Annotated in this window: 11 protein-coding genes and 1 pseudogene; 5 read left to right on the top strand and 7 right to left on the bottom strand. The window is 45.7% G+C overall.

Translation table 11 applies throughout. The features are described from left to right. Positions 1 to 266: 266 nt before the first annotated feature. Both ureE and tnpB read right to left on the bottom strand, forming a co-directional pair. Positions 267 to 794 carry an urease accessory protein UreE gene (ureE, locus tag BUQ89_RS06500; RefSeq protein ID WP_028461131.1) on the bottom strand — a complete coding sequence of 176 codons (528 nt, stop codon included), beginning with the start codon at positions 792 to 794 and terminating at the stop codon, positions 267 to 269. Between the two features lie 288 nt (positions 795 to 1082). Continuing rightward, on the bottom strand, positions 1083 to 2216 hold the full coding sequence (gene tnpB / locus BUQ89_RS06495; RefSeq protein WP_074202541.1) for an IS200/IS605 family element RNA-guided endonuclease TnpB: 1134 nt from the start codon (positions 2214 to 2216) through the stop codon (positions 1083 to 1085). A 685-nt stretch (positions 2217 to 2901) separates the two neighbouring features. Between tnpB and BUQ89_RS06485 the strand changes: the two genes are divergently transcribed. The 3 genes and pseudogenes from BUQ89_RS06485 to BUQ89_RS14575 all read left to right on the top strand — a co-directional run bounded on the left by BUQ89_RS06485 (position 2902) and on the right by BUQ89_RS14575 (position 5007). Continuing rightward, the gene (locus BUQ89_RS06485; protein WP_177183630.1) at positions 2902 to 3960 is read left to right on the top strand and encodes an IS5 family transposase; all 1059 of its coding nucleotides are present in this window, start codon (positions 2902 to 2904) and stop codon (positions 3958 to 3960) included. Between the two features lie 92 nt (positions 3961 to 4052). After that, positions 4053 to 4469: pseudogene (locus BUQ89_RS14580) on the top strand (MFS transporter); the annotation flags it as partial. Then, positions 4432 to 5007, top strand: coding sequence for an MFS transporter (locus BUQ89_RS14575; protein WP_245812924.1), 576 nt, complete (start codon positions 4432 to 4434; stop codon positions 5005 to 5007). The pseudogene BUQ89_RS14580 and the gene BUQ89_RS14575, both read left to right, overlap by 38 nt. Before the next feature lie 94 nt (positions 5008 to 5101). Here BUQ89_RS14575 and BUQ89_RS06475 read toward each other — a convergent pair whose 3' ends face one another. The 4 genes from BUQ89_RS06475 to BUQ89_RS06460 form a co-directional block, all read right to left on the bottom strand. Continuing rightward, positions 5102 to 5752 carry a dioxygenase family protein gene (locus BUQ89_RS06475; RefSeq protein ID WP_028461781.1) on the bottom strand — a complete coding sequence of 217 codons (651 nt, stop codon included), beginning with the start codon at positions 5750 to 5752 and terminating at the stop codon, positions 5102 to 5104. A 502-nt stretch (positions 5753 to 6254) separates the two neighbouring features. Next, a complete protein-coding gene (locus tag BUQ89_RS06470) occupies positions 6255 to 6506 on the bottom strand; it encodes a hypothetical protein (protein WP_028461780.1) in 252 nt (83 codons plus the stop codon). 774 nt (positions 6507 to 7280) lie between these two features. Further along, entirely contained in the window at positions 7281 to 8501 is a 1221-nt protein-coding gene (locus tag BUQ89_RS06465) for a vanadium-dependent haloperoxidase (protein WP_245812922.1), read from the bottom strand. A 300-nt stretch (positions 8502 to 8801) separates the two neighbouring features. Continuing rightward, the gene (locus BUQ89_RS06460) at positions 8802 to 9005 is read right to left on the bottom strand and encodes a hypothetical protein (protein ID WP_028461778.1); all 204 of its coding nucleotides are present in this window, start codon (positions 9003 to 9005) and stop codon (positions 8802 to 8804) included. On the opposite strand from BUQ89_RS06460, the gene BUQ89_RS06455 reads away from it, so the two are divergent. Further along, entirely contained in the window at positions 9000 to 9830 is an 831-nt protein-coding gene (locus BUQ89_RS06455) for a polyphosphate kinase 2 family protein (protein WP_028461777.1), read from the top strand. The genes BUQ89_RS06460 and BUQ89_RS06455 overlap by 6 nt on opposite strands. A 269-nt stretch (positions 9831 to 10099) precedes the next feature. Beyond that, a complete protein-coding gene (gene glpK, locus BUQ89_RS06450) occupies positions 10100 to 11566 on the top strand; it encodes a glycerol kinase GlpK (RefSeq protein WP_028461776.1) in 1467 nt (488 codons plus the stop codon). 57 nt (positions 11567 to 11623) lie between these two features. Here the strand turns inward: glpK and BUQ89_RS06445 are convergent, their stop codons facing one another. Beyond that, complete coding sequence (locus BUQ89_RS06445; RefSeq protein ID WP_218612776.1) at positions 11624 to 12085, bottom strand: allophanate hydrolase-related protein; 462 nt, start codon at positions 12083 to 12085, stop codon at positions 11624 to 11626. Between the last annotated feature and the right edge of the window lie 92 nt (positions 12086 to 12177).

The raw sequence follows: 12177 nt of genomic DNA, 5'->3' as shown, positions 1-12177 counted from the left end.
ACCAGCCTATCATGCGTCCGATAACAGGACGACATCTTTTGCAGGCAGTGACCAAACAGAATTTCTAAAAAGTGTCTTATAATGACAAAAATATCATTAACATTCAGAAAGGTGGCTGTAATTTGACTTTTTATATTACAGCCATACTTTTATTGATTACCGGAAACAAGCAGCCTAAGCAAATATCTTATTGCATCTCGATTACTGCCGCCAGCTCTGCCTTTGCAAGCTGGCCATGATGTACGCAAGATACGATATTGCCTTGTTTATGATTGCGGGTCCGTTGCACGATGAATCTTCTGACGCACGGGTATCGGCGCAAGCGGGCCGTGTGCATGACTGTGCTCATCATCTCCATGGTGGTGATGGCCACCACTATGATAGGCACCCGATTCCGGCTCGAATTGCGCACTTTCCTCTATTACGGTAGCGCCCAATCGCTCTAACATTTCCTTCAATACGCTATCTTGATAAATACGCAGGAATCCGCCTTCCACTTGTGTCTGCGTATGTCGATTACCCAGGTGAAAAGCACAACGTAATAAATTATGTGCCGTACTACAGGTTATTCGATAAGTCGGTTCTTGTGCTGAAATAATTTCCACCACTCTGCCATCCTCGCTTCTAAGCAAGTCCTTATTACGCAGAACGGTGCCGCGCTCTGTAAAAATAGCCACTTCTTCTCCTGATTCAAGTGCAGTACGTAAACGGCTATTCTCACGTAATTCATAAGGCAAAACCAGTTGTGCAAATATTGAATCGGCACTAGTCACTTTAGTATTCAATGTCAGCATTTGTGTCCCTTTGAGAATAAATAATTATCATGATTTCCCGCACTTGCCCAAGATAATCTGTAATAAAAAAGAATCTTAATGCACGTTTTCTAAAAAGGAAAGCAATTTTATCAACAAGATATTCAAGTGAGTATCTCATCACATTACAAAATAATCGACAAGCATTTGATGAAATTATGACGCCAGCTTATTGGAAAACAAGCGAAATTAGAATCATCAATCATTCTTGACTGCTCCCCTCCGTAAACGAAGGGGATTCCCAATTCAACGAATCCAACCCGGACGCACCTAAATGCAAACAGGACTTATAGATTCTCCAAGGGCTGACACCGCCAGTCCAGCGGCCAAAACATTACGCGCTGCGTTGATGTCTCGATCATGGATTGATCCGCATTCCGGACAAGTCCATTCACGCACATTCAAAGGCATCTTGTTTACGGTATGCCCACATCCCGAGCAGCGTTTGCTGCTTGGATACCATCGGTCAATACCTACAAGCTCTCGCCCGTACCACAGCGACTTGTATTCTAATTGCCGCACAAATTCACCCCATCTTGCATCGGAAATTGATTTTGCGAGGCAACGATTTTTCTTCATATTGCTAACAGCTAAAGACTCTACAGCTATCACTTGGTTTTCGTTCACTAGCCGTGTTGAGAGTTTATGTAGAAAGTCTTTACGAGCATCAGCAATTCCTGCATGTAGTCGCGCTACTTTCAGTCTGGCTTTTTGTCTATTGGCCGACCCTTTGCGCTTTTTAGATAGCTTGCGTTGCAGCTTAGCAAGCCTGGTTTCATTCTTTCGTAGCGTGTTAGGAGACGCAATCTTCTCGCCCGTAGAAAGAATAGCGAAGTGCGTTAATCCTAAGTCAATGCCGACTTTGCCGCTAACCCTTGGCTTTCGCGCAACAGAGTCGTCGCAAAGCATAGAAACATGGTATCGACCCGCTGAGTCTTTAGAGACTGTTGCAATCGTTAGTTTTGTTGCCTTAGGAAGGGTGCGCGACCATCTGATATTCAGTGGATCTTTCATCTTCGCCAGTTTCAGAGACTTACCGTCCCACTTGAAGGCGCTGGACGTGTATTCAGCCGATTGCTTCTCATGCTTGCTTTTGAATGACGGGTATTTGGCTCGTTTGGCAAAGAAATTACCAAATGCCGTTTGCAGGTGGCGGAGAGATTGCTGCACAGGAACACTGGAAACTTTGTTCAGCCATTCAAATTCAGGCTCTTTTTTTAACTCGGTCAACAAAGAGGAGGTAGCATGATACCCGATTCCTTTTTTCTCGGTATACCAAGCATCAGAACGAACGCGCAACATGCGATTATAGACAAACCGAGCACACCCGAATGTTTGAGCCAGAATAGTTTCTTGCTCAAAAGTTGGGTAAAACCTGAATTTGTATGCGCGCTTAATTTCCATTAACACACTGTAACAGAAATAGGTGAAAAAACAGGCTTTAGTATCAGCGAAGCTGACTCCCTATCCATCCCCGGCCTTAAGACCGGGGTTTTCCGGAAGTTGAGATGATAAAATAAAAAGTCTAATGCCTATTCCTGAATATCCCGGGACAGCGATTTGGCACAACAATCTTTCCTTCCGATGCTTCTGTGGATTTCAAGCATAGCCGGACACCAGCCTAACCAGCATTCAAATTCAAACAAATTTTACGCACAGGGCTACAATAAACGCTAGCCAATTTATCAAACATGAGGATCTATTCTATGCATACCTCTCACCGTGGATAAACTCGAGCAAAACCATGAGGCGAATTCTGCCGAACGAAAAACACTGCCACGCACCGTCATTATTCTCAGCTTCGTTAGCTTCTTCAATGATTTCGCGTCTGACATTGTTGTTCCGCTCATCCCGATTTTACTCGCAACCGTACTGGCTGCCGGACCGGTCGTACTCGGTTTAGTTGAAGGGGTTGCTGACGCACTAGCCAGCTTTCTCAAATTGTGGTCAGGGCGGCGTTCCGATCTTATGTATGGGCGACGAACTGACTGTAGCAGGTTATATTCTGAGACCTTTGCACGGTAGACGGTATATTTGACTGCTCTTTGTGATAAAATACTGCTTTTAATCAATAGGATAAATGTGTATTGTGAGCTTCTCAGATTTTGATGTCGTGCGTCGCACCCGCAAAGGAAGCTTTCTGAATCAAATTGATCACCTGATTGACTGGGTATCCATCGAAAAAGTGATTAGTCAGCATTATGCGCCTGCAACTGATGTTACGGGTCGCCCAGCCTATCCAGGATTGCTCTTGTTTAAAATGCTGTTGGTTGGTATCTGGCATGGCGGCCTCAGTGACGAGGCAGTTGAAGATATGGCTAATGCCAATCTGTACGTCATGCGCTTTCTAGGTTTGTCTTTGGAAGACGATGTTCCCGATCATTCGGTACTGTCTCGTTTCAGAACACGCTTAACAGCTGCCCAGGCATGGGATAACCTGTTGGAACAAATCAATCAGCAAATCCATGCACTTAATGTTACTGTTAAAACAGGCTGTCACATTGATGCCAGCATCACACATAGCCCACGTAAACCGAAGACTAAGCCACCCTATGAAGTGGTCAACGACCGCGAAGAGCGAGATGATGAATCCTCTGCCCAAGCTACCATGCGAGTCATCGAAGTCAATCAACCCGGTGTAGATACAGATGCTCGTTGGGTAAGGAAAGGTGGTAAATCTATGTTTGGTTATAAACAACACACCTTGGTTGATGACAATGGTTTGGTGATGGTGGTTGAGACCACTGCTGCCAATCAACATGACAGCCAACCTATGCTTAAATTACTCGATAAGGCCGCAATTAAACCAGGTTCCCGAGTGTATGGCGACAAGGCCTATTGTAGCCAGAAGCATCGTGAGGCTTTGAAATCACGCAGCATCAAGAATGGCATTCAGGATAAGGCGGTGAAGAACAAACCGTTGACTCAACGACAATTACAGCGCAATCGCTTGATCACCAAAGTCCGGTATGTCGTGGAACGTACCTTTGGCAGTCAGGCACGTTGGTTTGGAAGTAAATTCCTACGTTACCGAGGTTTGGCCAAAGCGCATGCTTGGCATATTCTGCAGGCTATGGCGTATAACTTAAAAAGACTACCCAAATTATTTGTACAAAATTTAGTAATACAGGAAACGTGCGCTTTTTAAACGGTAAATAGGATAATAAGTCGCTTATTCCGCAGTTTTTATAATTAAGATCGGCTAAAACATATCAATTATTCAAAATAGCGACCGTACTTGTGGGCTTTATTTTAAAAACTGAGTTTTGCAAAGGTCTCATTCTGTCTAATATTGCTCGCCCACTACCGGGACTAGCCAATTTATGGCCGACCATATTAGTATTACGAAGTATGGATCGCATCGGGAAGGGTCTCCGAAGTGCACCTCGTGATGCTTTGATAGCCGACACAACACCAGCACACATACGGGGTTATGCTTTTGGTTTTCATCGTACCCTGGATAACAGCGGTGCAGTTGCAGGCAGCCTCGCAGCCGCCGCATTGACATGGTCGGATCTCAGTCTGAGTGAAGTCATTTTATGGTCGGCAGTCCCGGGGTGCATTGCGGTGCTATTAATGGGTATCGGCATTCAGGAAGAAAAAACCACAATCGTTCAGAATGCCCCGGTATTACCCCCACTCAACTGGCTTGCCTTGTCCCTACCCATGCAGCGTTACCTGTTGGTACTCATGCTCTTCACTTTTGCACGCGCCTCAGAAACCTTTATTCTGCTATTGGGAGCACCAATCAGGTATCAGTGTAGTCGAACTGCTACTATTATGGTCAGCACTCAATTTTGCCAAAGCCATCACCGCCACCTCAGGCGGACGCCTAGCAGATCGTTTCGGACGGGGCACGCTCATATTGATTGGATGGACAGCCTTCGCATGCCCATTCCTATTATTCAGCAACGTCAACGTATCAGATAGCAGCGGCTTATGGTTCGCAAGTATCTTCTACGGATTATTCGCTGGCTTGAGTGAAGGCGCAGAACGCGCCCTCATCAGTGATTATGCTGAAGCCGGCAAGCAAGGCACGGCATTTGGCTGGTACCATATGGTAATAGGCATGACGGCCATTCCAGCAGGTTTATTATTCGGATCCGTCTGGCATTTCCAAAGTGCCTCAGCAGCATTCTTGTTTGCTGCCGGAGTTGCAGCTTGTGCCGCATTATTATTGAGACTATGGGCTTAGCCAGGCCGAAAACACATCTCAAAGAAGAAATCGACTGCTCGAAATCGTTAACTGAAATTGTGTCAGACCTTCCTTCAAGGAATAAAGCCTAAAATTACGACTGTCTTTCCAAAATAATATTGTATCGATAGACCGCCAGCTCTTCTTTATCGCCACTTTCAGCAGTCATCAACAACTGTTCCGACGCTTCCTTCTTACTAAATAGCAAATCCGCTTCATTGCGTTCCTCGTCCGGGAAATACATCTGTGTCGTCAATGTCAGATAGTCTTTTCTAGAAACTTTGAAGTGTATGTGCGGTGGCCTTATCCAGGTTTCTGATACAGGATAGGTACCCGGCATAACAGTCTTGAAACGAAACGCGCCATTTTTTCCACTTTGCATGATTGCCCGCCCCTGGAAGCCAGGATCTAACGGCGCCGGATTGGTGTCATTAGGGTGATGATAACGGCCTTTGGAATTTGCCTGCCAGATATCGATCATCGCATTTTCTATAAAACACCCCTCTGTATCTAAGATCTGACCTTGAACAATAATATGCTCACCATCGGCCACACCATGGTAGCCCGCCGTTTCTGTTAAGTCAGAGTCCTGATCTGCCTGACCTGACAAAGGATAAAATGGTCCCTCAATTTCGGCAGGAGTAGCGATGCGAGCCTTGCTATTCTCCCCACAGGATACAAGCAAAGCAGTGGCACTGCTCAACAAACCCAGTTTAATCATCTTTCTTCTTGATAGGTCTTCCATACACATCCTCCAAGCTCAAATAGCATATACATTGGGACTTTTGCAAAAGCCCTCGCCGGAAGTTTTCGAGTGTTGATTATAAATGATTAATTTTTCAACTATTGGGCTTTTGCAAAGGCCTCGAATTATCTATGAAGCCAGAAAAATGGGAAAACAGATACTGAAGCGTAGGAAAATATATATCGAAAGGTATAAAAACGGGCTAAACAGTGATCTTAAGAAGCGGTATCTAATCTACTTTTATCGATACTTCTATCGGATTTATGCATCCGATACTTAATCAGCGTTCCGAGGAATAGAAAGAAAAACAAGAAAGAGAACAAGAATAACAAACTTAAAAAACGCTTTGACTCCGATTCAAAAATTTCTACATTCAAATATTACTGTTCATGTAACACAGGTATTCGGCCAGGTCTATAGCGGTAGCATCGTCCAACCAATCATAAATACATCAGTAAAACAAGATGGCTCACCACTAAGCCCGACCATATTACTGTTGTATTTAGTATCCGCCGCCTGAAGATTTTTTGGCTTTGTCACCGCTGCTCTTCACGGTATCTTTACACGTCACCATTTTGCCATCAATACGATCCTTGATTTTGTCACTTGGCTTTTTGTCGGCGCAAGCCATTTTATTCAAGATTTCCTGAGCAGTCATTGGTTCTGCGCTAGAAGATAAATTTCCACTTGCCATTACACCAGCTGAACTGAACACAAACATTGCAGTGCAGGCAGCGATAAGAAACTTACTCATTTTTAACTCCTTTGTTAAATTTGATAATAATTAAACTGTTTTTAAATCTAAATGACTTCCAGTCATAAATCTAGTGTACCATAAACGGCATTGCCGTCTCTTGACTAAAAGTGGGCATACATACAGGCACAAAAAACATTATCATCGCATTCTTTATGTACCAGAACTTGCCAAGCATAAATTCACACTGGCTTGACAATAAAAGTAATTATCTAATAATTTGATCGCTAATGGTAATTAAATTATCTTTTTTTTAGCATGAATGATCGTCATCACTTTCACACTGCCACTTTCATTCTTCAACGACCACTGCAGCAAAATTCACGTAAGAAAACTGTTTTTTAGCTAGCGTAATTAACCACTCTCATCAAACACAATCATTTACACGGCTGATATTCTGCTTCGCAAAACCGCTATCAATGCGTTGCGCACGATACTACGATCTTTACGTTGTGGCAATAGACCGCATTGCCGAACGGCTTCACCATAACCAGTCAAACGCATACAGAATCAAATTCAGACAGAAAACACTATCAAAGCTAGCAGACTAGCGACCTGATGAAGCCGGCGTCTACCAGCTGATAGGGAGCATCCAGATTACAGGCATACAGCGAATGTGAAATATATCAGCTAAAACGCACAAAGACCGCTGTATAACTGGTTATCTCGGGCTGGGCAAGATTTTTAAGTGTTTGATTTATCAATGCTGTAAGTAATCAGAAAAGCTCAAAAATACAGTTATGCAGCAGTCTTACACGTTTGTTTCTACCCATCCTATTCAGGCTGCAGATATTTCATTATCGCAAGATTAGCGATCTGTTTACCCATAGCACTACCAATCTCTCCAGAATTACGATAATGCACACCATCGTAAATACGGGCATCAATCACCTCCCGAGTAAAATCATCAACGGTTCTCCAACTGCGCACTAGACCACCTGCAGCCTGGCTGGTCGTGGTTAAAATCGGGGCCGGCCTCGATCCAATCTCTGCCTGCAGTATCGCACCAACCGTTCCTGAAACAATACAATGTGCACAAGGGTATTCAGGATGCATCGGCGTCTCAATGTATGGCAACCAGGATGAATCCCGTTGCGTGGCCTCATTACCATCAGTATCACCGTTACGGATTGCAGTAACAGGCCGCCAGAAATTATAATGGTATTTGGCATCAAATACCGCAATCAAAGCATCGTTGGTTGCCTGAGTCACAGCGGCAAATAAACGCGCGTTCTGTGTCACTTCACGTCCAGGACTCTCGGCAACAGAACGTACGATGCCATGATAGATTGGCGGCATGACTTCTTCCCAGAAACGGGCAATGTCGGTCTGCTCTATCGTGCGGTGTGTACTGTTCTTGCCACCCAGGTTCTTTACCTCATCGTAATCGCGCGCCCATCGCTCACTCGTCAGCGCCGGTGGCGGACCGGGGCGGAATTGATCTGCACCAGTCATCAACCAAGGTTGCATGCCTCCCCAATACGGTGCTTCTGGAATAACCGTCGGCACATAACTACCCGGAGTAGTATAAGGGCGGTATTGTTCATCTGCCTCAGAACCATCGTTTGCACGCATTGCCAATATTAACCGCGCGGCTTCTTCACCTGCTGTGATGCCACCGGCTTTCATTGAACTATCCGGTATTTTGGCCAGCGCTGCCTGATAAGCAGCAATAATCACTGCTTGCTGGCTGGGCACCAGCTCCGCCAGTACCCTACGATTAGCAGCCGCAATGGCCGCATCCACTGAGGCATCTGATACTGCTTTCAATTCTAAGTCACTTACTGGATAACGCTGGGTAATCGCATTTGTTGCTTCATATACTGCTGTAGAGGCAATTGCCAGCACTCGGTCGGCGGGAAGCGGTCCCAATCCGGCATTCACAACAGCATCCCCTGCAATACGGTTCCAATCAGTCACCGCATCAGCCTGCGCTGCTGAGCACGCAAATAACAAAGCCGATATTAACAATATTATGCTTATGTACTGTCTCATGTGACGATGCATTACCTTAATCCCTTTTTATTGAAAATTTACCATTACAGATGCAGATATAATCTTTTCTTTGAAATCACAACGCTCCAATAACCTATTCTCTCAGATTCACAGTGGCATGCTTCATTAACAACTACTAACACCTGTTTTAACATCATACCCATGAAATACAGACAAGATAAGCGCCAGAATTCGAATCAGATTGTCTCGTATCAAGGGACAATTGAATTGCAGATACAAAAATAAACCTTGGATAGGATGCTGATTCAGGACAAAAAAGTAATCTGACAATGATTCCTGTCAGCAATCAATCACTGAGCCATGATTGTACAAGACATGTGCCAGCACATCCATTCCAGCCCGCCTCTCAACATATTTATCGAACGCAGAGATCCCATTGGCAAACGCCGGTTGATCTGCTTTGTCACCATTTAAACAGCCCTTGATAATCGTGTTTATCGGGTCGATTCCATCTACACCGAGTGATAGACTGTGACAATGCATAAACCCACCGCTATCCAGATTTTAAAAAATACCATTCAATTAGCCGATGCTGATTTCGAAGGCTCAGCAATGGAAAGTAAAGCAATCTATCGGCGCAAACTGAATAAATTACAGGAACGCATTTCACATATCCAGCAGGCTTATTACCATCAAAATAAACGGGCCATTATTATTTTTGAAGGCTGGGATGCCAGCGGGAAAGGCGGTGTAATCCGCAGACTAACTGAGAAACTGGACCCACGTGGTTATCGTGTCATTCCGATTTCTGCTCCAAAGCCGGATGAACAAAGCCGGCATTATTTATATCGCTTCCAAAAAGAATTGCCCAAGGCCGGGTCTATGACCATATTCGATCGTTCTTATTATGGCCGGGTACTGGTTGAAAGAGTCGAAGAGCTGATCAGCAATAAAGAGTGGCAACGGGCCTATTACGAAATCAATGAATTTGAACGCCTGCTATCTGATGATGGCGTCTGCATTATTAAAATCTTTCTACATATTACACCCGAAGAACAATTGCAACGCTTATATGAACGATTGCATAATCCTTACAAACGCTGGAAAGTGACCGAAGAGGATTTCCGGAATCGCCTGAGATGGAAAGATTATGAAAAAGCCATCAATGATATGTTCAAACAAACCACTACCAATATTGCCGCCTGGCATTTAATTGCTGCCAATAGAAAATGGTACACTCGCATACAAACATTAGAAATTATTTGCGCTCACCTGGAAAAAGACGTTGATATCATTCCGAAGCCGCTGGATCCAAAAGTGATCAAAGCAGCCGAGCAAATGCTGAGCATATCGGATATTAAAAACTAGCCATTTGGCAACTCCGGGTACGGCGGCGTATTTACAAAACATAACCCGTGCATCATCATTCAATCATGCTGCGTTCATTTACTCAGATACGGTATAAGTGACACCCGGGCGCAATGTGGATAAGCAAGCGATCGGCAATGATAGTTTCAACCGCCACTAAAAAACAATAGACCCCGAAGCATGCGATCATTTGAACAAGTGATCCAGCATGCCGACAGATTATCAGCGTATTCAAGTGAATATCGTTCCTATAAACAGGATTATGCAGGATGAGTAAAACATTACTGGCCATTGATCAGGGCACAACCAGCTCCCGGGCCATTTTATTTTCTAACAAGGGAGAAATCCTGGCACTGCGCCAAAAGGAGCTCACCCTGCATTATCCCCAACGCGGCTGGGTAGAACAGGATCCGGAAGATATCTGGGAAGACACACTTTGGGCCTGTCGCAGTGTATTGGAAGAAACCGGTGAAGAGAATATCGCGGCCATCGGCATTACCAACCAACGTGAAACCACGATTATCTGGGATCGCAAAACGGGAAAACCCATCTACAATGCAATTGTCTGGCAGGACCGCCGTACAGCGGATAGATGCGCCCGTTTGAAAGAGCAGGGCCATGAAAAAGTCATCACGGAAAAAACCGGACTATTGATTGATCCTTATTTTTCCGCCACAAAAATTGCATGGATTCTTGATCACGTTACAGGCGCGCGTGCCCGGGCAGAACAGGGGGCACTCGCTTTTGGAAGCATTGACTGCTTTCTGCTCTGGCGACTCACAGCAGGACAGGTGCATGCCACTGATGCTTCCAATGCCGCGCGGACGATGTTATTCAATATTCAGTCGCAGGAATGGGATAAAGAACTACTGGCTTTACTGGATATTCCTGCCGCTCTCTTGCCAGAAGTCAAGGATAATGCTGCCAATTTCGGACAAACCACGCTACTGCAACAACCTCTCATGATTGGCGGCATGGCCGGCGATCAGCAGGCAGCACTCATCGGACAAGCCTGTTTCAAAGAAGGAATGATTAAATCTACGTATGGTACGGGCTGTTTTGCACTGATGAATATTGGCACCCACTTTAAGCGTTCACAGAATCGGCTGCTAACCACGGTTGGTTACCGCCTGAACGGACAAGTCACCTACGTGCTGGAAGGATCTATTTTTATCGCTGGCGCGGCGCTGCAATGGCTACGGGACGGATTAGGTCTGTTCACAGATGCAACCGAGAGTGAAGCACTGGCTTTATCAGTAGCCGATAACAACGGCGTCTATTTCGTTCCCGCCTTTACCGGCCTCGGTGCTCCTTACTGGCAGCCCGCAGCACGGGGACTGATCACCGGATTGGGGCGAGAAAGCACAGCCGCCCACCTCACCCGAGCCGCACTGGAAGCACAAGGCTACCAGACACGTGATCTGATGGATGCCATGTGTCGCGACAGCGGAGTCGATCCATCGTTTATCCGCATTGACGGTGGGCTGGTCGCCAATGAATTCGTTTGCCAGTTTTTGGCTGACATGTTGGACAAACCCATTGAAATTCCACAAGTCACTGAATCTACCGCCTGGGGTGCAGCCGCATTAGCCGGATTACAGGCCGGTGTTTTCAATGGGCTGAGCGATATTGCCGGCCACTGGTCGGCAGCACGGCGCTATGCACCACAAATGGATGCAACACAACGGGCAGCACTTTACAAGGGATGGAAAAATGCGATACAAAAAGTGCTGTAAGCTATTTTCCTACCCGCCTCTCCCTAAAGGGCGCACCCCGCTTTTCTGTTACATCGTTCATAGCCCGCTACGAATATAGGCGCGCCAACCACCATAGTCTGTAATATCTTTACCTTCTGCGCAGAGCAGCCCTTCCCCAAGCACACCGAGAACCATGGTGCCATTTGCCAGCTCAATTTTACCGATGCACAGTCCGGCAGGTTCACCGAGCAATACGGAAATCAAGCCCGGCATGGGTACCGCCCATAATTCAAGCTCAATCGATCTACCGTCATCCGCTACCCGCTGCATCGCCGGATGAATGTCGCCGATCGTATAAAGGCGATATTCACCGGATGTGGCATCCTCACGCACAAATGTGGCCCCGACGTCGGTCAGGTTCTTATTCAGCACCAGGCCACGCATTAATGTGCCATTTACCGCCAGCAAAATCGTTTCATCTGTCATCACCCATTCTCCATGATTAATGTAACGCAACTGATTCGAAACAGGCCAAAAAAAAGCAGACCGGATTTGCACACAGCCCACCCAAAAACCCACCTCTGATCAGGCATTATTACTCCAGAATATTGTCAGTAATTGACCATTAATTACACTAACAAGCCGTCCAT

The organism is Nitrosomonas cryotolerans ATCC 49181 (assembly GCF_900143275.1).
Lineage (GTDB): Bacteria > Pseudomonadota > Gammaproteobacteria > Burkholderiales > Nitrosomonadaceae > Nitrosomonas > Nitrosomonas cryotolerans.
Note: the sequence above shows the minus strand (reverse complement) of the source record. Positions and strands in the feature narration are given on the sequence as shown.